17 protein-coding genes are annotated in these 22915 nt (G+C 58.6%); 7 read left to right on the forward strand and 10 right to left on the reverse strand.

Annotated features, from left to right (window positions below; translation table 11 throughout):
* Positions 1-24 precede the first annotated feature (24 nt).
* Both ACZRMS_RS01405 and ompR read right to left on the reverse strand, forming a co-directional pair.
* Positions 25-1338 carry an ATP-binding protein gene (locus ACZRMS_RS01405; RefSeq protein ID WP_463993791.1) on the reverse strand — a complete coding sequence of 438 codons (1314 nt, stop codon included), beginning with the start codon at positions 1336-1338 and terminating at the stop codon, positions 25-27.
* Positions 1339-1452: 114 nt separating this feature from the next.
* Positions 1453-2193: an osmolarity response regulator transcription factor OmpR gene (gene ompR, locus ACZRMS_RS01410; protein WP_019821773.1), complete on the reverse strand. Its 741-nt coding sequence runs from the start codon at positions 2191-2193 to the stop codon at positions 1453-1455.
* 358 nt (positions 2194-2551) lie between these two features.
* Between ompR and ACZRMS_RS01415 the strand changes: the two genes are divergently transcribed.
* The 4 genes from ACZRMS_RS01415 (at position 2552) to ACZRMS_RS01430 (ending at position 7658) form a co-directional block, all read left to right on the forward strand.
* Complete coding sequence (locus tag ACZRMS_RS01415) at positions 2552-4873, forward strand: Tex family protein (RefSeq protein WP_463993792.1); 2322 nt, start codon at positions 2552-2554, stop codon at positions 4871-4873.
* A complete protein-coding gene (locus ACZRMS_RS01420) occupies positions 4873-5256 on the forward strand; it encodes a PaaI family thioesterase (RefSeq protein ID WP_463993793.1) in 384 nt (127 codons plus the stop codon). The genes ACZRMS_RS01415 and ACZRMS_RS01420 overlap by 1 nt, the downstream gene beginning before the upstream one ends.
* A gap of 199 nt (positions 5257-5455) precedes the next feature.
* The gene (gshA, locus tag ACZRMS_RS01425) at positions 5456-7039 is read left to right on the forward strand and encodes a glutamate--cysteine ligase (protein ID WP_463993794.1); all 1584 of its coding nucleotides are present in this window, start codon (positions 5456-5458) and stop codon (positions 7037-7039) included.
* 370 nt (positions 7040-7409) lie between these two features.
* Positions 7410-7658, forward strand: a complete 249-nt coding sequence (locus ACZRMS_RS01430) for a DUF3077 domain-containing protein (RefSeq protein ID WP_463993795.1) — start codon at positions 7410-7412, stop codon at positions 7656-7658.
* 78 nt (positions 7659-7736) lie between these two features.
* Here ACZRMS_RS01430 and argA read toward each other — a convergent pair whose 3' ends face one another.
* Both argA and argE read right to left on the reverse strand, forming a co-directional pair.
* Positions 7737-9035, reverse strand: a complete 1299-nt coding sequence (gene argA / locus ACZRMS_RS01435; protein WP_019821782.1) for an amino-acid N-acetyltransferase — start codon at positions 9033-9035, stop codon at positions 7737-7739.
* A gap of 134 nt (positions 9036-9169) precedes the next feature.
* Entirely contained in the window at positions 9170-10312 is a 1143-nt protein-coding gene (argE, locus tag ACZRMS_RS01440) for an acetylornithine deacetylase (protein ID WP_463993796.1), read from the reverse strand.
* Between the two features lie 158 nt (positions 10313-10470).
* Between argE and ACZRMS_RS01445 the strand changes: the two genes are divergently transcribed.
* On the forward strand, positions 10471-11859 hold the full coding sequence (locus ACZRMS_RS01445) for a CYTH domain-containing protein (RefSeq protein ID WP_463993797.1): 1389 nt from the start codon (positions 10471-10473) through the stop codon (positions 11857-11859).
* A 43-nt stretch (positions 11860-11902) separates the two neighbouring features.
* Here ACZRMS_RS01445 and ACZRMS_RS01450 read toward each other — a convergent pair whose 3' ends face one another.
* The 4 genes from ACZRMS_RS01450 to ACZRMS_RS01465 all read right to left on the reverse strand — a co-directional run bounded on the left by ACZRMS_RS01450 (position 11903) and on the right by ACZRMS_RS01465 (position 16686).
* Positions 11903-12472, reverse strand: coding sequence for a lipocalin family protein (locus ACZRMS_RS01450; protein WP_463993798.1), 570 nt, complete (start codon positions 12470-12472; stop codon positions 11903-11905).
* Positions 12473-12493: 21 nt separating this feature from the next.
* Positions 12494-12748 (reverse strand): hypothetical protein, encoded by a 255-nt coding sequence (locus ACZRMS_RS01455; RefSeq protein WP_463993799.1) that lies wholly within the window; start codon positions 12746-12748, stop codon positions 12494-12496.
* Positions 12749-12994: 246 nt separating this feature from the next.
* The gene (locus ACZRMS_RS01460) at positions 12995-14005 is read right to left on the reverse strand and encodes a class 1 fructose-bisphosphatase (protein ID WP_463993800.1); all 1011 of its coding nucleotides are present in this window, start codon (positions 14003-14005) and stop codon (positions 12995-12997) included.
* Positions 14006-14238: 233 nt separating this feature from the next.
* Positions 14239-16686 (reverse strand): glycogen/starch/alpha-glucan phosphorylase, encoded by a 2448-nt coding sequence (locus tag ACZRMS_RS01465; protein WP_463993801.1) that lies wholly within the window; start codon positions 16684-16686, stop codon positions 14239-14241.
* A gap of 265 nt (positions 16687-16951) precedes the next feature.
* Between ACZRMS_RS01465 and ACZRMS_RS01470 the strand changes: the two genes are divergently transcribed.
* Positions 16952-17389, forward strand: a complete 438-nt coding sequence (locus ACZRMS_RS01470) for a YkgJ family cysteine cluster protein (RefSeq protein ID WP_463993946.1) — start codon at positions 16952-16954, stop codon at positions 17387-17389.
* 224 nt (positions 17390-17613) lie between these two features.
* Here ACZRMS_RS01470 and typA read toward each other — a convergent pair whose 3' ends face one another.
* Both typA and thiI read right to left on the reverse strand, forming a co-directional pair.
* A complete protein-coding gene (gene typA / locus ACZRMS_RS01475; protein ID WP_048360493.1) occupies positions 17614-19434 on the reverse strand; it encodes a translational GTPase TypA in 1821 nt (606 codons plus the stop codon).
* Positions 19435-19574: 140 nt separating this feature from the next.
* Positions 19575-21029, reverse strand: coding sequence for a tRNA uracil 4-sulfurtransferase ThiI (gene thiI / locus ACZRMS_RS01480; RefSeq protein WP_463993802.1), 1455 nt, complete (start codon positions 21027-21029; stop codon positions 19575-19577).
* 332 nt (positions 21030-21361) lie between these two features.
* On the opposite strand from thiI, the gene glnA reads away from it, so the two are divergent.
* Complete coding sequence (glnA, locus tag ACZRMS_RS01485; RefSeq protein ID WP_261740134.1) at positions 21362-22768, forward strand: glutamate--ammonia ligase; 1407 nt, start codon at positions 21362-21364, stop codon at positions 22766-22768.
* Positions 22769-22915 lie beyond the last annotated feature (147 nt).

Genomic DNA, 22915 nt, shown 5'->3' on the forward strand with positions numbered 1-22915 from the left:
CCCGGCAGCGGCTACAGGGGTTTGCTACACCGCCCCTCTTGGTAGCATCAACCCCAGCGGCAGGCGTACACGGGCTTCCAGGCCGCCACCGCTGCGGTTACGCAACTCGACATTGCCGCCATGCATGGAGGCAATTCGCTTGACGATCGCAAGACCCAATCCCGTCCCTTTGCCGCCGCGGGCGCGGTCACCGCGTATGAACGGATTGAAGATGTCTTCAAGCTCCGAAGGGTCAATCCCTGCTCCCCTGTCCATCACACTCAGCACCACGTACGGCGCACTGACATCTCCAGACACGTAGGCCGCGACTTCCACGTCTTCACCCGCATGGTGCAAAGCATTGCCGATCAGGTTATTGAGCAGGCGCTTCATCGACACCCGACGCAACGCAAACGGCTGGATCGGCTGCAAGCGCAAGCGCACCTGCTCCCCGTTCTGGTTATAGGGCGCCACCACTTCGCGGATCAGATCACACAGATCAACTTCTTCGACCGGCTCATCGCGACCGTCACGAATAAAGGCCAGGAACTGATCGAGGATCGCGTCCATGTCTTCAATGTCACGCACCATATCGTCCGTAAGGTCGGTGTGGTTGCCCATGAGCTCCAGAGAGAGGCGCAACCGGGTCAGCGGTGTTCGCAGGTCATGGGACACGCCCGCGAGCATCAGCTCACGCTCACGGCCTGCCTGCTCCACGTCTTCAGCCATCTGATTGAACGCGCTGTATACCTCGGTCATCTCGCTGGGCGTGTCGCTGATCGGCAAGCGCACGCTGCGCCCCTGCCCCAGCTGGCGCGCCGCATACACCAGACGCTTGAGCGGCTGATTGAGCTGACTGACGAAAATCCACGCAGACGCGGTCGATAGCAACCCGATAGCCAGGAACCAGCCCAGTACGTTCCAGATTTTCTGCCCGCGAAGCGGGTGCGGATACAGTGGCACTTTCAGCCAGCCATCGCCCAGGCTCGGGGCACGCACCCAGAGCGCAGGGGAAGTATGCATGCGCAAGCGGACTTCAGTGTCAGGACCAAGTTCGGCCTGCATCTGGCGCTGATAAATTTCGCTGTAAGGCCAGTGTTGCTCACCCTCGGGCACACCGCCGCCCACTACGCGTACCAGGTCGACAGCGTCGATAATTTTATTGCGATTTTCTTCATCCACCGCCCAGTAAGCGCGCAGGGTCAGTGCCACACCGTGGCTGTATTGGCGGTCGACCAACACGTCCTCGTTCATTAGCAGATAGACCAGCGTCAGCGCCTTTGAAAACAGAACGACAATCAGGACAAGCCAGAGCGTGCGGGAGAAGAAACTTTGGGGAAACCAGAGAGGGGTTTTCATAGGTAGCCGCTTTAACACTTTGCAGGAGCGAGCCCTGAGGCCCGCACAAAAATGAATCGCGAGCCATTCAGGTACCGGAAGGCACCCGCATGGCTCGCTCCTACAAGTGATCTGTTACTTGGTGGCGTTACCATCTGGCACGAACACATAACCTACGCCCCAGACGGTCTGGATATAACGCGGCTTGGACGGGTCAGGCTCAATCATGCGGCGCAAACGCGAGATCTGGACGTCAATGGAACGCTCCAGAGCATCCCACTCGCGACCACGGGCCAGGTTCATCAGCTTGTCGCGGGTCAACGGCTCGCGCGCATGCATCACCAGGGCTTTAAGCACCGCAAACTCACCCGTGGTGAGCATGTGGACTTCATCGCCACGCTTCAGCTCGCGAGTCGCCAGGCTCAGTTCGTAATCACCGAACGTCACGCTTTCATCTTCACTGCCCGGCGCACCCGGTACCGGAGCCGACTGGCGGCGCAGCACGGCGCGTACTCGCGCCATCAACTCATCCGGGTTGAACGGCTTGGCCAGGTAGTCGTCAGCGCCCAGTTCCAGGCCCTTGATACGGCTCAGCTCATCGCCCTTGGCGGTGAGCATGATGATTGGTACCCGATTGCCCGCTGCACGCAAACGGCGGCAGGCGGACAAGCCGTCTTCGCCGGGCAGCATCAAGTCCAGTACCACCAGATTGAATACCTCACGAGCCAGCAAACGATCCATTTGCTCGACGTTCGGCACAGCGCGGGCCCGATAGCCCTTGCTGACGAAGAAACGTTCCAGCAGGCTGCTCAGCCCCGGGTCGTCATCAACGATAAGAATTTTTTCGCCTTCAGCCGTTTGTGCAATGCTGCTCATTAGATGCTCCTGTGATCTCGGCGCGCATTATGGCTTAGCTGCTGTCATACGCATGGTGTGCATTGTTAGCAGATTTTTCCTCTACAAACAGCAGACCAATCAATGAGGCCGCAGCCTGCAGTCCCCTGAATCCGGGAACGCTGGTTATAATGCGCCGCCTTTTGTGTCAGGCAACCTCGAATTTTCAATGATTGCGCCAGGATTTATTTTTTCAACGCCCGGCGTAATCAGCTGACTTCACGGGTCAACAGGCTGCCCTTTTGGCCCAGGTAGCGGCGCCCTCCAGGCCGCTCAACCAGCCTCGCAAGCCTTCAAGCCCGGGCATGCGAGCCTGCATCACAATTTGTCAGGTGGTTTTATGGACAGCATCAACAGCCGCATCGCCGAAGAACTCGGCGTGCGCCCGCAGCAGGTCGAAGCGGCCGTCGCTCTTCTGGATGAAGGCTCCACCGTACCCTTCATCTCTCGCTACCGTAAGGAAGTGACCGGCAGCCTGGATGACACCCAGTTACGTCATCTGGAAGAACGCCTGCGCTATCTGCGTGAACTCGACGAACGGCGCCTGAGCATCCTCGCCAGCATCGAAGAGCAAGGCAAGCTGACCCCGGAGCTGGCTCGCGACATCAAACTCGCCGAGACCAAAACCCGCCTCGAAGACTTGTACCTGCCGTACAAACAAAAGCGCCGCACCAAGGGTCAGATCGCCCTGGAAGCCGGCCTCGGCGAACTGGCTGACGGCCTGTTCAACGACCCGACACTCAATCCTGAAACCGAAGCTGCCCGTTTTGTCGACGCCGAAAAAGGCGTGGCCGACGTCAAGGCTGCCCTCGATGGCGCCAAGTACATCCTCATGGAGCGCTTCGCCGAAGACGCCAGCCTGCTGGATAAACTGCGCAGTTTCCTCAAGCAGGAAGCCATCCTCAGCGCCCGCGTAATTCCTGGCAAAGAAGAGGAAGGCTCGAAGTTTCGCGACTATTTCGAGCACGATGAACCGCTCAAGAGCATGCCGTCACACCGTGCGCTGGCGATTTTCCGTGGCCGCAACGAGGGCATTCTCAGCTCTTCGCTCAAGGTCGGTGAAGAATTGCCCGGCACCATGCACCCCGGCGAGATGATGATTGCCGAGCGTTTCGGCCTGCAAAACCAGAACCGCCCGGCCGACAAGTGGCTGAGCGAAGTGGTGCGCTGGACCTGGAAGGTCAAGCTCTATACCCACCTCGAAACCGACTTGCTGGGTGAGTTGCGCGACGGCGCCGAGACCGAAGCGATCAACGTATTCGCCCACAACCTGCATGACCTGCTGCTGGCTGCACCTGCCGGTCCGCGGGCCACACTGGGCCTGGACCCGGGCCTGCGTACCGGCTGCAAACTTGCCGTGGTTGATGCCACCGGCAAAATGCTGGAATACGCCACCGTTTACCCGCACGTGCCGCACAACAAGTGGGATCAGACCATCGCCGTCATGGCCGCCCTGTGCGCCAAGCACTCGGTCGAGCTGATTGCCATCGGTAACGGTACTGCCAGCCGCGAAAGCGACAAGCTGGTCGCCGACCTGATCAAGAAATACCCGGCGCTGAAAGTCACCAAGGTGATGGTGTCCGAAGCAGGTGCTTCGGTGTATTCGGCCTCGGAACTGGCCGCCAAGGAATTCCCGGATCTGGATGTATCGATCCGTGGCGCAGTATCGATCGCCCGCCGCCTGCAAGACCCGCTGGCCGAGCTGGTGAAAATCGACCCTAAATCCATCGGTGTCGGCCAGTACCAGCACGACGTGTCCCAGCTCAAGCTGGCACGCGGCCTGGACGCGGTGGTGGAAGACTGCGTAAACGCCGTGGGCGTGGACGTAAACACCGCGTCCGTAGCCCTGCTGGCCCGCATCTCGGGCCTCAATGCCACGCTGGCGCAAAACATCGTGAACCATCGCGATGAAAACGGCGCTTTCAAAACCCGTGCTGCACTGAAAAAAGTCAGCCGCCTGGGCGAAAAAACCTTTGAACAGGCCGCCGGCTTTTTGCGCGTCATGAATGGCGACAACCCGCTGGACAGCTCGGCGGTTCACCCCGAAGCCTACCCGCTGGTCAAGCGTATTGCGGCAGACACCGACCGCGACATTCGTTCGCTGATCGGCGACGCAAGCTTCCTCAAACGTCTTGACCCAAAGAAATTCACCGACGAAACCTTCGGCCTGCCGACCGTCACCGACATTCTGCAAGAGCTGGAAAAACCTGGCCGCGACCCGCGTCCCGAGTTCAAGACCGCCGAGTTCCAGGAAGGCGTTGAAGACCTCAAGGACTTGCAACTGGGCATGATTCTGGAAGGTGTTGTCACTAACGTGACCAACTTCGGTGCTTTCGTCGATATCGGCGTGCATCAGGACGGTCTGGTGCATATTTCGGCATTGTCCGAGAAGTTCATCAAGGACCCGCGTGAAGCGGTGAAAGCCGGAGACGTGGTCAAGGTCAAGGTCATGGAAATCGACATCCCGCGCAAACGCGTAGGCCTGTCGATGCGCATGAGCGATACCCCCGGCGAGAAAATCGACGGCGCTCGCGGTGCCCGTCCGGGCTCGGCACCGCGCCAGCAAAGCACTGCACCACGCAAGGAAAGCGTGGCCGCAGCGCCGAGCAATAATGCGATGGCCTCGCTGTTCGCCAACGCCAAACAGCTGAAGAAACGCTAATGGCGCTCCCGGACGGCCTGACCCAAAGCGCTTTCAGCGAGTTGATCGGTTGCCGCGTGCAGTCGGTGGAAGACGGCGTGGCGCACGTAGCGCTCAGCCTGGAACCCCAACTGCGCAACCGGGGTGGCAAGCTGCATGGTGGCGTGCTGTTCAGCCTGGTGGATATCAGCATGGGGCTGGCGTGCTCCAGCGCTCATGGTTTCGATCAACAGAGCGTGACCATCGAGTGCAAAATCAACTACATCCGGGCGGTGTCGGAGGGCGAGGTGCTGTGCATCGCCAAAGTCATCCACCCCGGGCGACGCACACTGGTCGTCGAAGCGGATGTATTCCAGGGCGACAAACTGGTCGCAAAAGCACAAGGCACCTTCGCTGTCCTGTAGCCGACACCGGGCATTTTGAGTTAATTTCGGCACGCTAATACGGTGCCGAAATGCGCTTGGAGCGCTCAAGGGCCAAAACAGGGACGGGGCCAAAGCGGTATCAACAAAAGCCAGGCGACCACGCCGGTTTCAACTTCACCCTTGTAGACCGTCCTGACCACCCCCATATTGGGGCGACTGACGCGTGAAGGAATCCAACTTGAGCCAACTTCTCAACCGCCGCCTGGCTCTGCTCAGCGAGCGCACTAACCTCACTCTGCTTGAGCAGTGCCTGCACGGCATCGAGCGCGAATGCCTGCGCGTCACGGCCGATGCTCGCCTGGCGCAGACTCCGCACCCCGAAGAACTGGGCTCGGCCCTCACCAACGATCAAATCACCACCGACTATTCCGAGTCGCTGCTGGAGTTCATCACCCCGGCCCTGCCCGACCCGGCAGAGACGCTGGCCAGCCTCGACAAGATTCACCGCTTTGCCTACAGCAAGCTCGGCAACGAGTTCCTGTGGAGCCCTTCGATGCCGTGTCCGCTGCCGGCCGAAGAAGACATCCCGATTGCCTACTACGGCACGTCCAACATCGGGCAGCTCAAGTACGTGTATCGCAAGGGCCTGGCCCTGCGTTACGGCAAGACCATGCAGTGCATCGCCGGTATCCACTACAACTTCTCACTGCCCGAGGCCCTGTGGCCTGTGCTGATGCAGGCTGAAGGCTTTGTCGGTACCGAACGCGACTATCAATCGAACGCCTACATCGCCCTGATTCGTAACTTCCGTCGTTACAGCTGGCTGCTGATGTACCTGTTCGGCGCTTCGCCCGCGCTGGATGCAGGTTTCCTGCGCGGCCGTTCGCACCAGTTGGAGCAACTGGACGCCGACACGCTCTACCTGCCGTACGCCACCAGCCTGCGCATGAGCGACCTGGGTTACCAGAGCAACGCCCAGGCCGGCCTGACGCCGTGCTACAACAACCTCGACAGCTACACCGACAGCCTGCGCAAGGCAGTGGCCACGCCTTACGCGCCCTATGTCGAAATCGGTACGCACAAAGATGGCGAATGGGTGCAACTGAACACCAACATTCTGCAAATCGAAAACGAGTACTACTCCAACATCCGCCCCAAGCGCGTGACCTACACCGGCGAACGGCCGATTCAGGCGCTGGTGTCCCGTGGCGTGCAGTACGTTGAAGTGCGCTTGCTCGACATCAACCCGTTCCTGCCAGTGGGCATCGACCTGCCGGAGGCCCGTTTCCTGGATGCCTTCCTGCTCTATTGCGCGCTGCAAGAGAGCCCGGAATTCGATAGCCCGGAATGCGGCAGCTGCACATCGAACTTCCTGAGCGTGGTCAAGGAAGGTCGCCGTCCGGGCCTGCAATTGCAGCGTGATGGCGCTGCAGTCGACATGAAAGAATGGGCGGCAGAGCTGCTGGAGCAGATCGCCCCGCTGGCGGCCCTGCTCGACCAGAGCCATGGCGGCGACAGCCACAGCAAAGCGCTCGACGACCAGTTGGCCAAAATCAGGGACGCTTCACTGACGCCGTCGGCCAAAGTGTTGGCCAGCATGGTTGAGCACAAGGAAAGTTTCGCCCAGTTCTCGATGCGTCAAAGCCAGGCCCATGCCGAGTTCTTCCGCAGCGAGCCCTTGAGCCCTGAAGACCAGGCTGCATTCGAAGAGAAAGCCCGCAAGTCACTGCTCGAGCAAGCCGAGACAGAGAAGATTGAAGAGGGCGATTTCGATTTATTCGTGGCCTCGTATCAGGCAAGTATTCTGGCGATCAGTAACTAAATAAACCCTCACCCTAGCCCTCTCCCGGAGGGCGAGGGGACTGATCGGTGGTGTTCGTGCGAGCGCGGGCGGTCAGTTCCTACGCCCACTGAGGCAATGGACGGCTTCCGCGTTTTGAAGCGAAGCGTACTGTGCACCGTCACTGAAAAAAACAGTGACCGGGCATGAGAATCCGATGAACAATATCGAACTGAACGCCATCGCAAGATGGCATTCATTGTGTACAGTCCAACGTGTTATGGCGGCTGTGCGCGGGAGGCCTTTGTGCCTGCCGGGGTTCCTATTGTCCCGATTCTCAGCCCGCGCACGGCTGCCACCATTTGCCTGAGAACAAAAAGTGGCAGCTCTTAGTCCCATAGGAGCGCACTCAATGACTGATCGTCCCCCAATCAAAACCCTCGGCCCCTGCGGCCAGGACAACCACGAGCTGTTCCGCGTTAACCCCGACATACCGTTGCGCCAGGCGCTGGAGCAGGTGTCGGCCTTGCTGTATTGCGCAAAAAAACTGGCGCTGGATGCCGCGCTGGACAAGAACTGTCAGCACCATGCCTGGGCTTCGCATTACTTGTGCGACATGGGCAAGGCGGTGATTGATGATGTGTGTTTGCGGGAGTTTTGACGGGGTTTGTTGAGCCCTGCTCGCGAAAGTCATCGCGAGCAGGCTCGCTCCCACAGTTGAATGGTTCCTCGTCAGCGGTTACAGCGTCTTCTCGAAGATCTTGGAGTTACGCTGATAGTTGTACAGCGACGCTCGCGCCGCAGGCAGACGCTCAACACCACTAGGTACAAACCCGCGCTCGCGGAACCAGTGCGCAGTGCGCGTAGTTAAGACGAACAGCGTTTTCAACCCCTGGGCCCGGGCACGGTTTTCGATGCGTTCCAGCAGCTCATCCCCACGACGACCATGACGGTACTCCGGGTTCACCGCCAGACACGCCAGCTCCCCCGCATCCGAATCTGCAATCTGGTACAGCGCCGCACAGGCGATGATCATGCCTTCGCGCTCAACCACACTGAACTGCTCGATCTCGCGCTCCAGCACTTCGCGCGAGCGTCGTACCAGAATGCCCTGCTCTTCCAGCGGGCTGATCAGGTCCAGCAAGCCGCCGACGTCTTCAATCGCCGCTTCGCGGATCAGTTCGAATTGCTCCTGGGCCACCAGCGTACCGCCACCATGACGGGTGAACAGCTCCGTCAGCAAAGCGCCATCTTCGGCATAGCTCACGATATGGCTACGAGCCACACCGCCACTACAGGCCTCGGCAGCAGCTTCCAGCAGTTCGGCCTGATAGTCGCTGCCCAGGCGCTTCATGTGCGCAGGTACTTGCTGTGGGCGCAGTTCGCGGACCAATCGCCCTTCTGCGTCGAGCAAGCCCGACTCGGCGCCGAACAGCAGCAGCTTGTCAGCAGCCAGATCGATAGCCGCACGGGTGGCGACGTCCTCACAGGCCAGGTTGAAAATCTCACCGGTCGGCGAGTAGCCCAAAGGCGACAACAGCACAATCGAGCGCTCATCGAGCAGACGGTTGATACCCTTGCGGTCGACCCGACGGACTTCGCCGGTGTGGTGGAAGTCCACGCCGTCGAGCACGCCAATCGGCCGTGCGGTGACCAGGTTGCCGCTTGCCACCCGCAGGCGCGAGCCCTGCATGGGTGAAGACGCCATGTCCATGGACAAGCGCGCCTCAATCGCAATGCGCAACTGCCCTACGGCGTCGATCACGCACTCCAGGGTAGATGCGTCGGTGACGCGCATGCCGTTGTGGTAATACGGCACCAGACCGCGGGACTCAAGGCGACTGTCGATTTGCGGACGCGAGCCGTGAACCAGCACCAGGCGTACCCCCAGGCTGTGCAACAGCACCAGGTCGTGGACGATATTGCCAAAATTGGGATGTGCCACACCGTCGCCGGGGAGCATGACGACGAATGTGCAATCGCGGTGGGCATTGATGTAAGGGGACGCGTGACGCAGCCAGTTAACGTAATCGTGCATAACCAAAGCCTGTAAAAAATAAGTCGCCTAAAAAGGGCTGAAACAGCAAGCGCACAACGGGCTGATGGTTATCGTCGAAACAGGGTTGGCAACACGCGTGATCTCCTTGTGTGTAATGCATGGGGGGGGCTTCACTATTTCAGGCAATAGTGTTCGATCAATTGAGTCAGTAGACGCACTGTCGGCTGCAAACGTGACATTTCCAGGTATTCCCCCGGCTGATGCGCACAGGCGATGTCTCCCGGGCCCAGCACCAGCGTTTCGCAGCCAAGTTGCTGAAGATAAGGCGCTTCTGTGCCAAACGCTACTGCTTGGGCACGATGCCCGGTGAGTCGCTCGGCAACCTGCACCAGCTCGGCATCGGCCGCTTGTTCAAATGGCGGTACACCGGCGGCAATGGGCGCGAAATCAATCTTCACCTGATGCCGCTCGGCCAAGGGCTGCAGCTTGCCGCGAATGATTGATCGCAGCTCGTTGGGATCCATGCCCGGCAGCGGTCGCAGATCAAACTCCAGTGAGCACTGGCCACAAATCCGGTTCGGGTTGTCGCCCCCATGAATACAGCCAAAGTTCAGGGTCGGCTGCGGCACGCTGAACTGCGGGTTGCGGTATTCGTTGAGCCACTGCTGGCGCAGGCCTTTAAGCTCGCTGATCGCGTCGTGCATGGCCTCCAGCGCGCTGTGGCCCAGGCTTGGGTCGGATGAATGGCCGCTGCGCCCCAGAATATCGATGCGCTCCATCATCACGCCTTTGTGCATGCGGATCGGCTTGAGCCCGGTGGGTTCGCCAATCACGGCAGCGCGGCCCAGCGGCCGCCCGGCTTCCACCAACGCGCGGGCACCTGCCATTGAGGTTTCTTCGTCGCACGTGGCCAAAATCAGCAGCGGCTGCTTGAACGGTTGATCGAGCAGTGGCCGGACAGCTTCGATGACCAGCGCGAAAAAACCCTTCATGTCGCAGCTGCCCAGGCCAACCCAGCGGTTATCGACCTCGGTGAGCTTGAGCGGGTCGGTCTGCCATAGCGCCTCGTCGTAGGGCACCGTGTCGCTGTGCCCCGCCAGCACCAGCCCTCCGGGGCCGCTGCCGAAGCTCGCGAGCAAGTTGAATTTGCCGGGGTTGACCTGCTGGATATCGCAGCTGAAACCCAGCTCGGCAAGCCAGGTGGCCAGCAAATCGATCACGCCGCGGTTGGTTTGATCCAAAGAAGGCTGGGTACAACTGACCGACGGTGTGGCGATCAAAGCCGCGAATTGCTCTTTCATGGAAGGTAAAGGCATGCGCTGACTTCCTGTTGGCTGGGCGAGGCCCATCATAGAGCCATCTGAACTGCAGAATAAACCCGCGCGACGCGCCAGGGCGGCTTGTCCTGTACACTGCACGGCCTTGGCAGCCACACTTTTTCCCGGCTGCGCAACCGTTCCTGGATTTTCCGGCCATGCAAAAAGAAACCGAAATTAAACTGCGCGTCAGCCGCGAAACCCTCGCCGCCTTGCGCGAGCACCCTTTGCTGAAAAAGCGCAACAAAAGTGGCTGGGAAAGCCGTGAGTTGTTGAACCAGTATTTCGACACGCCTGAGCGCGACCTGGCCAAGGCCAAGGTTGCCCTGCGCCTGCGCCGCGACGGCGAAGAAGTGATCCAGACCCTCAAGACCCGCGGTCAAAGCATTGCCGGGCTGTCGGTGCGTAACGAGTACGACTGGAACCTGCCGAAAGCCAAGCTCGACATCAAAAAACTCGACGGCGAATGCTGGCCTGAAGAGTTGGCCGAGCTGGACAAGAAAACCCTGAAACCGATCTTCACCACGGATTTCGTGCGCGAACGCGCTGAAATCTCCTGGGGTCGCGGCAAGGCCAAAGTCGTGATCGAAGCGGCGCTGGATCTGGGCCACGTCATCGCTGGCAAGCAGAAAGAAGAAATCTGCGAACTGGAACTCGAACTGCGCGAAGGCGAGCCGTCTGCCTTGCTGGAACTGGCCGCTGAACTGGCCGAGAAGCTGGCCCTGATGCCGTGTGACATCAGCAAGGCCGAGCGTGGCTATCGCCTGTTCGATGCCAACAGCTACGCCGTGAGCCTGCCTGCGCCGGTATTGACCCCTGAGACGCCACTGGATGATGCCTTTGCCGCATTGGCCTGGCATTTGTTGGGCAGCAGCCAGCGTCTGGCCGAGCAGTACCGTTTCAATGGCCACTGGCGTTTGCTGCAAGACTGGGTACAGCAGTTGATCGACTTGCGTGCTTTGGTCAGCAGCCTTGGCCAAGCCGCTCCACGCCCATCGACGCAATCCTTGCGTGCCTCTCTGGACGCCCTGCTTGAAGACTGGCGCCCGCTGGTGCAAATCGGTCAGGACGACGAAGACGTCCGTAAAGCCGCACCTGAGCAGTTCCTTGAAGAGCTGGAAGACCCGCGCTGGGGCCAGTTCTCGCTGAGCACTTCGCGCTGGTTGATGGATCGCAGCTGGACTGTTGATCGTGGCACCACCCGTGGCAATCGTCAGGGCGCTGCACAGCTGCACAGCTGGTTGCCGCGCTTGCTGTCGGATGAAGCCATTGCCCTGCGCTTGAACCGCTACCAGCAGCAACCCGAAGATCTGGCCGAGCAACTGCCGCGCATTGAGCGCATTCAGGCATGGTTGCGCCTGGCGCGTAACGTGCTGGAAATTCCGGAACTGGACCGTTTGTACGGGGAGATGAACAAGCTGCAGGAATTGGCCAACTTGCCAATCACTGACGACGCCGAGCACAACGACGAACTGCTCAACGCCCGCAAGCAGCAAGCAATCGCCGTGTACCAGAACCGCGCCTGGAAGACCCTGCTGCGCGCTTAAGCGTACAGCCAACGCCCCCTGGTGCTTGCCAGGGGGCGTTTTTTTATTTCGTGGCTTTGGGCATCTTCGCATCCGGCGTTCGCCAGATCAGGCGCGTGGTGTCATAGCCCTGTTGCTGAGCCTTGCTGAGCAGCTCCTCACGGGTTTGCTGATCGAGCTGCGGCTTGCGTGACAACAGCCACAAATAGCGGCGGTCGGGGTTACCCACCAACGCCGTGCTGTAGTCGTCCCCTAGGTACAACACCCAATAATCGCCCTTGGTCACACCCGGCAGCACTGCCGAGACCCAATTGTCGAACTCGACCCACAGCTTGTCGGTTTTACCCTCTATCTGCGGGGTCGCAGTGCCCTTGGCCTCTTCCCACTTGCCCTCTGCGGTCCGGCAGCGGTTCAGTACCGCCACGTCGCCGTCAGGCTTGAGGCGGTAATGGGCTTCGGATTGCGCACAGTTGCGCTGGAAGAACATCGGCAAGCGCGCCTGTTCGTACCATGTGCCCTGGTAGCGCTTGAGGTCGACATGCTCGACCGTTTTCGGTGCCAGCGAATCGATGCCGGAACTGGCGCATCCGGCCAAACACAGGGCGGCCCCAAGGCCGATTAAAAGACGTTTCATTGCAAACGCTCCTGATCCGTATTACTTCAGGCCCTGTCCGGAAAACATCAGCACTTTGTCGCCGGCATATTGCACGCTGATAAAGCTGTTCTTATCGCCCCACGTGCAACTCGACATCCCCAGCGCGCCCGAGCAATCGGTTGGGCTGCCCAGCAGTTTTTCAACCTCGGCCTTGGGCATCCCCGTCGACAGTTTCGAGAAGTTTTGCTGGTTGATCTTGCTGCAAGCCGCCAGCAACACACAGAACGACAACAACGCCAAAGTACGCAATTTCATGGAAAGCTCCTGCATGGGAAAGTCGGCATGACTGCCTGATGCAAGCTTAGAAGAGAAAAGCGCGGGGTGGTTCCCGCAGGGCGCAGGGATTTGTTTGGTGGGGGGATAAGTCAGGTAAAGACAGTTATCTGAAACAGCTGTGGGAGCGAGCTTGCTCGCGATGCATGCACCCCGGTTCAACTGATTGACCGTATCGATGCTATCGCGAGCAAGCCCGCTCCCACAGGAGGGGGCAGTGAGGCGTGCTTAGGCTTTGTGGTACGAGGTGACGCGCGCTACTTCTTCTTTCGAACCCAGGTACACGGCTACACGCTGGTGCAGGCCTTCTGGCTGGATGTCAAGAATGCGCTGGTGGCCGTCGGTGGATGCACCGCCAGCCTGCTCCACGAGGAACGACATCGGGTTGGCTTCGTACATCAGGCGCAGCTTGCCCGGCTTGGACGGCTCGCGGCTGTCACGTGGGTACATGAACAGACCACCACGGGTCAGGATGCGGTGTACATCAGCAACCATCGCTGCAACCCAACGCATGTTGTAGTTCTTTTTCAGCGGGCCTTCTTCGCCAGCCAGCAATTCACCCACGTAGCGTTGTACCGGAGCTTCCCAGTGACGCTGGTTGGACATGTTGATGGCGAACTCCTGAGTGGTTTCAGGAATGGTGATGTCTTCGTGGGTCAGTACGAAGCTGCCCATTTCACGATCCAGGGTGAAGCCCTTGACGCCGTCGCCCAGGGTCAGCACCAGCATGGTCTGAGGGCCGTAGATCGCATAACCGGCAGCTACCTGCTGGGTACCTGGCTGCATGAAGGCCTTTTCATTCAAAGGCTCGTTCTGGGTCAGGTACTCATTCGGGCAACGCAGCACCGAGAAGATCGTGCCGACCGGCGCGTTGATATCGATGTTCGACGAACCGTCCAGCGGGTCAAACACCAGCAGGTAGGCACCTTTCGGGTATTTGCCCGGGATCTGGTAGGCGTTGTCCATTTCTTCGGACGCCATACCGGCCAGGTGACCACCCCATTCGTTGGCTTCGAGCAGGATCTCGTTGGAAATTACATCCAGCTTCTTCTGCACTTCACCTTGCACGTTTTCGGTGCCCATGCTGCCCAGAACACCACCCAGGGCGCCTTTGGACACGGCGTGGCTGATCTCTTTGCAAGCACGCGCCACCACTTCGATGAGGAAACGCAAATCAGCAGGCGTGTTGTTGCTGCGGGTCTGCTCGATCAAATAGCGACTCAGGGTAACGCGGGACATGTAAGGCTCCGAACAAGGGGGAGGGGGCGAAAAACCCGCGCAGTTTAACGCGTGTTGCCGTGCAAATCTTCTAATCAGACTCAGAACCGGCCAAGCGGGTTCAGCTGAATCCTTAAATCAACTGCGCAGTGCCCGTGGGCGCGGGCTTGCTCGCGATTGCAGCAACACGGTTTTAACTTCAGACCACGTCGTCTGCATCGCGAGCAAGCCCGCGCCCACAGAGCTGATATGTCCTACAGCGCTTTCCAGATATCAGTGGCGTATTCGCGAATGGTCCGGTCTGACGAGAACCACCCCATGCGCGCAGTGTTGAGTACCGCCGCGCGCCACCAGGCGTCCTTGTCGTGCCACAAATGCTCGACCCGCATCTGCGCATCCCAATACGCATCGAAGTCGGCACAGACCAAAAACCGGTCGTATTCGATCAGTGAATCCACCATCCCGGTGTAACGCGCCGGGTCATCGTGGGAGAAAACCCCGCCGCGAATCGCCTGCAATACATCATTGAGCCGATCGGAAGCCGCCACATCCGGTGCGGCATGGAACTCGCCATTGCGCTTGCGCGCCTCAACCTGTTGCGAGCTGAGGCCGAAGATAAACATGTTGTCGGCGCCCACCCGCTCGCACATCTCGACGTTGGCCCCGTCCATCGTGCCGATGGTCAGGGCGCCGTTAAGGCCAAACTTCATGTTGCTGGTGCCGGACGCTTCGTAGCCGGCGGTGGATATCTGCTCGGACAAGTCCGCCGCCGGAATGATGCTTTCGGCCAGGCTGACGTTGTAGTTGGGGATAAACACCACTTTGAGCAGGCCACGAACGGTCGGGTCGTTGTTGATGGTACGGGCAATGTCATTGGCCAGTTTGATGATGAGCTTGGCCTGTTCATAACTGGCCGCCGACTTGCCGGCAAAAATCTTCACCCGCGGCACCCATGGGCTGCCCGGCTCGGCACGAATGGCCTGGTACAACGCCACGGTGTGCATCAGGTTGAGCAACTGGCGCTTGTACTCGTGAATCCGTTTGACCTGCACGTCGAACATGGCTTCAGGATTGACCACGATGCCCAGGCGCTCATAAATCAGCGCGGCCAGGGTGCATTTGCTTTGCAGGCGCTGCTCGGCGAAACGCATGCGAAAATCGGCGCGCTCGGCAAAAGGCTCCAGCTTGATCAGTTTGTGTTCAGTCTCATCAAGAATATCGGCCCCCAGCACATCCTCCAGCATTGCGGTCAGCGGCGGGTTGGCCTGGAACAGCCAGCGGCGGAAGGTAACGCCGTTGGTCTTGTTGTTGATCCGGTCCGGGTAAAGCTTGTGCAGCTCGGCAAACACGGTGCTGCGCATCAACTGCGTGTGCAACCCGGAAACCCCGTTCACGCTGTGGGAGCCCAAAAATGCCAGGTTACCCATGCGCACGTGGCGGCCGTGGTCCTCCTCAATCAGCGATACCGCACGCAGCACGTCAAAATCGTGAATACCCTTGGCTCGCAGCGCATCGATATGGTGCGAGTTGATCAGATAAATAATCTGCATATGGCGCGGCAACATGCGCTCCATCAAGCCAACGGGCCATGTTTCGAGCGCTTCGGGCAGCAGCGTGTGGTTGGTGTAAGACAGGGTAGCGACGGTGACTTGCCACGCGGTAGGCCACTCGATGCAGTGCTCGTCGACCAGGATGCGCATCAACTCCGCAACGGCAATCGAGGGGTGGGTGTCATTGAGCTGGATCGACACATGATCGGCCAGGTTCAGCAGCGTATCGTGGACATGCAGGTGACGGCGCAGCAGGTCCTGCAGCGAAGCCGACACAAAGAAGTACTCCTGACGCAGGCGCAATTCCTGCCCGGCTTCATTGCTGTCCGCCGGGTACAGCACCCGGGAGATGCTTTCAGCACGCACCACTTCGGCCACCGCACCCAGATGGTCACCCGCGTTGAAACGCCCCAGGTTCAGATCATGCAACGCCCTCGCCCGCCACAGGCGCAAGGTGTTGACACTGGCGCCGCGCCAACCCACGACGGGCGTGTCATAAGCAATGGCGCGTACTGTCTCGCCAGGCCACCAGACTTGCCGTATCAGGCCCTGTTCGTTCTGCTTGGTTTCAACCGAGCCACCAAACCCGACCGAATACAGCACTTCGGCACGCTCGAACTCCCAGGGGTTGCCGAAGTCCAGCCAGTTCTCGGTCTGCTCCTGTTGCCAGCCGTCGACAATGCTCTGGCGGAACAACCCGTGTTCATAGCGAATGCCGTAACCATGGGCCGCAATGCCCAGGGTCGACATGCTTTCCATGAAGCACGCCGCCAAACGCCCCAGCCCGCCGTTGCCAAGCGCCGCATCAGGCTCAAGCAGGCGGATGCGCTCCAGATCGACCCCAAGGCCGGTCAGTGCCTCACGCGCCACCTCCAGCAGCCCCAGGTTGCTCAGGCTGTCGTACAACAAGCGCCCGATCAGAAATTCCAGCGAGAGGTAGTACACCCGCTTCTGGTCCTTGCGATAAATCTGCCGTGTGCTGTCCATCCAGTGCTCGACCATATGGTCGCGGGCGGCCAGAGCAATAGCCTCAAACCAGTCATGGTCAAACGCGTGTTCCGGGTCCTTACCCACCGCGTAAGTCAGTTTGGCTACTACAGCGGCACGAAAAGCCGCCACCTGTGCGTCACGAACAAGCGGTTCCTGGGGCATCGATACAACCTCAATCGAGATGGGGCGATTTGAAGAACGAATGGTGTCAGCCTAGACGCTTGAACAGAAACAAAGTGCATTGATTCGGGCTCATTTGGGCGGTTTCTTGAAAAAACCTGACGAAATGAGCGCTGCCCCAAAACGAGGCGCATACGCAGCCAAATGCTTTAAAACATGGCCCTGATCGAAAAACCGGCAAATGGTTGTTCACACATTCACCAACACCGGTATGATCGCGCGCCCTGATGCACGCTGGAATACAAGTCTGATGAAGTCCAACCTGATCGCCGCCGCGGAAATCGACCGTCTCGATACCTGGGCCAAATACTCCGCGCCCATGTGCGGCTCCTGTGTTTCCAGCTGCTGCACGCTGCCGGTCGAGGTCAAGATCAAAGACCTGATCCGCATCGGCATTGTCGATGAGTTCGAGATGGGCGACCCGCCGAAGAACATCGCCAAGCGCCTGCAAAAAGAAGGGATCGTGGAGCGCTTCAACCAGAAGTCCGGCATCTTCACCCTGCAGCGCATGAGCAATAACGACTGCCTGTACCTGGATCGCAAGTCGCGCATGTGCACCATCTACGACATACGCCCGGACACCTGCCGCAACCACCCGCGAGTGGGCCCGCGCCCCGGTTATTGCGCATACGTACCCAAAGCCGTCGAGCGCAAGAACAGCAGCGAGAAGTTGATGGTGTTCTAAGACACCACCTGTAGATCCTCTGTTGTAGGTCAGGCCGTATTGTGGGAGCGAGCCTGCTCGCGAACGACCTTCGCGAGCAGGCTCGCTCCCACAGCTGCCGTTTTCCTGTAAATACTCTGTTGCCGGTCAAGCTTTCGACAGGTGTTTTTCATCAAAAACCCGGACACAAAAAAACGCCCCCGGCCGCAAGGCCGGGGGCGTTTTTTATTCAGCAGCTAAATCAATTACTTGCTGCTTTTTTTGCTAGCGCGGGTACGCTCGCTTTCGCCCAGGATCTTCTTACGAAGACGGATGGACTTAGGCGTTACTTCGCACAGTTCATCTTCTTGTACGAATTCCAGAGCTTGCTCCAGAGTGAAGCGGATAGGCGGAACCAAAGCGATGGTTTCGTCTTTACCCGAAGCACGCATGTTGTCGAGCTTCTTGCCTTTGGTTGGGTTAACGCCCAGATCGTTGTCGCGGCTGTTGATGCCGACGATTTGACCTTCGTACACGTCTTCACCGTGACCCAGGAACAGTTTGCCGCGAGCCTGCAGGGTTTCCAGCGAGTAAGTCAGAGCCTTACCGGTAGCAACCGAAACCAGAACGCCGTTCTGACGGCCGGACATGTCGCCCGACTTCATCACGTCGTAACGGTCGAAGATCGAGGTCAGGATGCCAGCGCCCGAAGTCAGAGTCAGGAACTCGTTACGGAAACCGATCAAGCCACGTGCCGGGATGTTGTACTCAAGGCGAACACGGCCTTTGCCATCCGGAACCATGTTGGTCAGATCGCCTTTACGGATACCGATCTGTTCCATGATTGCGCCCTGCGATTCTTCTGGCAGGTCGATGGTTACGTTTTCGTACGGTTCGTGCTTAACGCCGTCAACCATGCGGATGATCACTTCCGGACGACCAACACCCATTTCGAAGCCTTCGCGACGCATGGTTTCGATCAGTACCGACAAGTGCAGCTCACCACGGCCAGACACTTTGAACTTGTCAGCGGTGTCGCCTTCTTCAACGCGCAGAGCAACGTTGTACAGCAGTTCTTTGTCCAGACGCTCTTTGATGTTACGGCTGGTTACGAACTTGCCTTCACGGCCGCAGAACGGCGAGTCGTTAACCTGGAAGGTCATCGAAACGGTTGGTTCGTCAACGGTCAGCGGCTTCATCGCTTCAACATTCAGTGGGTCGCACAGAGTGTCGGAGATGAACAGCGAATCCATACCGCTGATGCAAACGATGTCGCCTGCCGAAGCTTCTTCAACGTCGATACGGTGCAGACCGTGGTGACCCATCAGCTTCAGGATACGACCGGTGCGGCGCTTGCCGTCGGCATCGATAGCCACAACCTGGGTGTTCGGCTTGACGCGACCGCGAGCAATACGGCCAACGCCGATGATGCCCAGGAAGCTGTTGTAGTCCAGTGCCGAGATTTGCATCTGGAACGGGCCGTCACGGTCAACTTGTGGAGCAGGAACGTGGTCAACAATCGCCTGGTACAGCGGGGTCATGTCTTCAGCCATGTCGGTGTGATCCAGACCGGCAATACCGTTCAGGGCCGAGGCGTAAACCACTTTGAAGTCCAGCTGTTCTTCGGTAGCACCCAGGTTGTCGAACAGGTCGAAGATCTGATCCAGAACCCAGTCCGGACGCGCGCCTGGACGGTCAACCTTGTTGATAACCACGATTGGACGCAGGCCGGCTTCGAAAGCCTTCTTGGTCACAAAGCGGGTTTGCGGCATAGGGCCGTCTTGAGCGTCAACCAGCAGCAGAACGGAGTCGACCATCGACATTACGCGTTCTACTTCGCCGCCGAAGTCGGCGTGGCCCGGGGTATCCACGATGTTGATGTGGTAGCCGTTCCAGTTGATGGCAGTGTTCTTCGCCAGAATGGTAATACCGCGCTCTTTCTCCTGGTCGTTGGAGTCCATCACGCGCTCGTCGTTGAGCTCGCCGCGCTCCAGAGTGCCGGATTGACGCAAGAGTTTGTCTACCAGGGTGGTTTTACCGTGGTCAACGTGAGCAATGATGGCGATGTTACGTAGATTTTCGATCACTTGTGTATCTCGATCAGAGGATTCGGTGTGCTGACTGAGTCCAGGCAGCGATTAACAGTAGAGTCCGTGCAAGCCGTTACAGCTTGACGGCGGCGTCGGGGGGCCGGTGACGCAGGCCACAGGCATACAGCCCCGGGCTCTTAGCTCGGTCGATAAACGCGCACATTGGCATGTCCCTCACTGAGCAAATGGTGAGCATGCAGGCGACTCATCACGCCTTTGTCGCAATACAACAGGTACTGACGGGTGTCATCCAGTTCCTTGAAGCGGCTGTTCAGTGCATAGAACGGCATCGCTTGTACTTCGATGCCAGCCAGTTCCAGCGGTTGATCTTCCTGAGCATCCGGGTGACGGATGTCTATCACGATCTGGCCCGCCAGCACTTCGCTGACTTCTTCGACTTGCAAGTCCTGGCCCAATTCATCGATCACCCGATCAATCGGCACCAGTTTGGCCCGCTCAAGCGCTCGCTCAAGCACGGCCATATCGAACTGTTGTTCTTCGTACTCCACGCGGTTGCGTTTGGCGTGGGTCTTGGGGTTGACCGAAATCACCCCGCAATATTCAGGCATGTGCTTGGCAAAATCGGCCGTACCGATTTCAACCGCCTGATCAATGATGTCCTGCTTGTGGCTCGCGATCAGCGGACGCAATACCAGCTTGTCAGTAGCCGAGTCGATCAGCGACAAGTTGGGCAGCGTCTGGCTCGAGACCTGGGAAATCGCTTCTCCGGTCACCAGCACTTCGATGTCGAGCCGTTCAGCGATACGGGTTGCAGCGCGCAACATCATACGCTTCAAAATGACGCCCATATGACTGTTATCGACTTTGCCGAGAATTTCGCCCAAAACTTCTTCGAACGGAACGCTGACAAACAGCACGCGCTGCGAGCTGCCGTACTTCTTCCATATATAGTGCGCGACTTCCATCACGCCCAGCTCGTGGGCACGCCCGCCGAGGTTGAAGAAGCAGAAATGGCTCATCAGGCCGCGTCGCATGATCTGGTAAGCCGCGACCGTGGAGTCGAAACCACCGGACATCAACACCAGGGTCTGTTCCAGCGAGCCCAGCGGGAAGCCGCCTATGCTGTTGTGCTGGCTGTGAATCACAAACAACCGTTGGTCGCGTATTTCGAAACGCACTTCAATTTCCGGCTTTTTCAGATCAATTCCAGCCGCCCCGCACTCACGACGCAGCTTGCTGCCGACGTATTTTTCGATTTCCATCGAGGTAAATGAGTGCTTGCCACCGCGCTTGCAACGCACGGAAAAGATCTTGCCCGCCAACGCATCACCGAAGTGCAATTTGCACTTCTCGGTCACGTCATCAAAGTCACCCAACGGGTACTCGTCAACCTGCAGAAAATGCGCGATGCCCGGCATGCAACTCAGGCGCTCGGTCATTTCCTTCAAGGCTTTGGGGTCACTTACGCGCGTTTGCAGCTCGATGTTGTCCCACACGCCCGTCACCACCACAGCAGGGTCCAGATCGCGGAGCACAGTGCGGATGTTTTTGGCCAATTGACGGACGAAACGCATCCGAACCGGACGGCTCTTGATAGTGATTTCTGGGAAGACTTTAACGATTAGTTTCATGAAAACAGCGCGCGAGCAGCCTGCCAAAAAAGGGGGGCGCGGATTATAGCGGAAATTGCTCAAGGTTTAACCAGTTATCGTACAAACGGTTTTCATCGCACCAAAATGGAACACAAACGCCAGATTTCGCTTCATTTGGGTGCGATAAATGCCGCCAGTCGGTAGTCTGCGCCTCTTAAATGCTTAAGATTGGCGCATTACACCCAAGTCAGGGCACTGGCATGCAATTTGCTCCCTTGTGAGGCAGGTTGCCTTGGCAGAGTATTCGCGCCGGCATCAACCACTTATTAAGGGCACGTAACCAACAGCCCTAAGCCACCCCGGAGGACACTATGTCGAAGTCGGTTCAACTCATCAAAGATCATGACGTCAAGTGGATTGATCTGCGCTTCACTGACACCAAAGGCACTCAGCACCACGTGACCATGCCGGCCCGTGATGCGCTGGATGAAAACTTCTTCATCGACGGCAAAATGTTCGACGGCTCCTCCATTGCCGGCTGGAAAGGCATCGAAGCATCCGACATGATCCTGCTGCCAGACGACAGCACTGCCGTTCTGGACCCGTTCACCGAGCAGCCTACGCTGATCCTGGTGTGCGACATCATCGAACCTTCGACCATGCAAGGCTATGACCGCGACCCGCGCGCCATCGCTACCCGTGCCGAGGAATACCTGAAGTCCACCGGTATCGGTGACACCGTTTTCGTCGGCCCTGAGCCTGAGTTCTTCATCTTCGACCAAGTGAAGTTCAAGTCCGATATCTCCGGTTCCATGTTCAAGATCTACTCCGAACAAGGTTCGTGGATGTCCGACCAGGACGTGGAAGGCGGCAACAAAGGCCACCGTCCAGGCGTCAAAGGCGGCTATTTCCCGGTTCCGCCGTTCGACCATGACCACGAAATCCGTACCTCCATGTGCAACGCCATGGAAGAGATGGGCCTGGTTATCGAAGTGCACCACCACGAAGTGGCAACTGCCGGCCAGAACGAAATCGGCGTGCAGTTCAACACCCTGGTGAAAAAGGCTGACGAAGTTCAGACCCTGAAGTACTGCGTACACAACGTGGCAGACGCCTACGGCCGTACCGCTACTTTCATGCCCAAGCCTCTGTACGGCGACAACGGCTCGGGTATGCACGTTCACATGTCCATCTCCAAAGATGGCAAGAACACCTTCGCAGGCGAAGGCTATGCCGGCCTGTCCGATACTGCCCTGTACTTCATCGGCGGCATCATCAAGCACGGTAAGGCGCTGAACGGCTTCACCAACCCGGCTACCAACTCCTACAAGCGTCTGGTACCAGGTTTCGAAGCCCCGGTAATGCTGGCCTACTCGGCTCGTAACCGCTCCGCATCGATCCGTATTCCTTACGTGTCCAGCCCTAAGGCTCGCCGTATCGAAGCACGCTTCCCGGACCCGGCAGCCAACCCGTACCTGTGCTTCGCAGCACTGATGATGGCTGGCCTGGACGGTATCCAGAACAAGATCCACCCTGGCGACGCAGCTGACAAAAACCTGTATGACCTGCCGCCTGAAGAGGCCAAAGAGATCCCACAAGTTTGCGGCAGCCTGAAGGAAGCCCTGGAAGAGCTGGACAAAGGTCGTGCGTTCCTGACCAAAGGCGGCGTTTTCAGCGACGACTTCATCGACGCTTACATCGCCCTGAAAAGCGAAGAAGAAATCCAGGTTCGTACCTTTGTACACCCACTGGAATACGAGCTGTACTACAGCTGCTAATCCAGAGTCACCCGCGCAAGCGGCGTGATTTAAAAAGGCCTCCTTCGGGAGGCCTTTTTTATGCGCGACGTCTTACCCCCCTCGGCAATTCCCGGCCAATTAATCTCCCCAACCCCACATCCCTCCTAAAGTGTGATCTGTAGCTTG

This window comes from Pseudomonas sp. B424 (assembly GCF_055408345.1).

Excerpts from the sequence above, each read along its gene's own strand:
- ACZRMS_RS01405 (WP_463993791.1), bottom strand. The coding sequence starts at position 1,338 with ATGAAAACCCCTCTCTGGTTTCCCCAAAGTTTCTTCTCCCGCACGCTC.
- ompR (WP_019821773.1), bottom strand. The coding sequence starts at position 2,193 with ATGAGCAGCATTGCACAAACGGCTGAAGGCGAAAAAATTCTTATCGTT.
- ACZRMS_RS01415 (WP_463993792.1), top strand. The coding sequence starts at position 2,552 with ATGGACAGCATCAACAGCCGCATCGCCGAAGAACTCGGCGTGCGCCCG.
- ACZRMS_RS01420 (WP_463993793.1), top strand. The coding sequence starts at position 4,873 with ATGGCGCTCCCGGACGGCCTGACCCAAAGCGCTTTCAGCGAGTTGATC.
- ACZRMS_RS01430 (WP_463993795.1), top strand. The coding sequence starts at position 7,410 with ATGACTGATCGTCCCCCAATCAAAACCCTCGGCCCCTGCGGCCAGGAC.
- argA (WP_019821782.1), bottom strand. The coding sequence starts at position 9,035 with ATGCACGATTACGTTAACTGGCTGCGTCACGCGTCCCCTTACATCAAT.
- argE (WP_463993796.1), bottom strand. The coding sequence starts at position 10,312 with ATGCCTTTACCTTCCATGAAAGAGCAATTCGCGGCTTTGATCGCCACA.
- ACZRMS_RS01445 (WP_463993797.1), top strand. The coding sequence starts at position 10,471 with ATGCAAAAAGAAACCGAAATTAAACTGCGCGTCAGCCGCGAAACCCTC.
- ACZRMS_RS01450 (WP_463993798.1), bottom strand. The coding sequence starts at position 12,472 with ATGAAACGTCTTTTAATCGGCCTTGGGGCCGCCCTGTGTTTGGCCGGA.
- ACZRMS_RS01455 (WP_463993799.1), bottom strand. The coding sequence starts at position 12,748 with ATGAAATTGCGTACTTTGGCGTTGTTGTCGTTCTGTGTGTTGCTGGCG.
- ACZRMS_RS01460 (WP_463993800.1), bottom strand. The coding sequence starts at position 14,005 with ATGTCCCGCGTTACCCTGAGTCGCTATTTGATCGAGCAGACCCGCAGC.
- ACZRMS_RS01465 (WP_463993801.1), bottom strand. The coding sequence starts at position 16,686 with ATGCCCCAGGAACCGCTTGTTCGTGACGCACAGGTGGCGGCTTTTCGT.
- thiI (WP_463993802.1), bottom strand. The coding sequence starts at position 21,029 with ATGAAACTAATCGTTAAAGTCTTCCCAGAAATCACTATCAAGAGCCGT.
- glnA (WP_261740134.1), top strand. The coding sequence starts at position 21,362 with ATGTCGAAGTCGGTTCAACTCATCAAAGATCATGACGTCAAGTGGATT.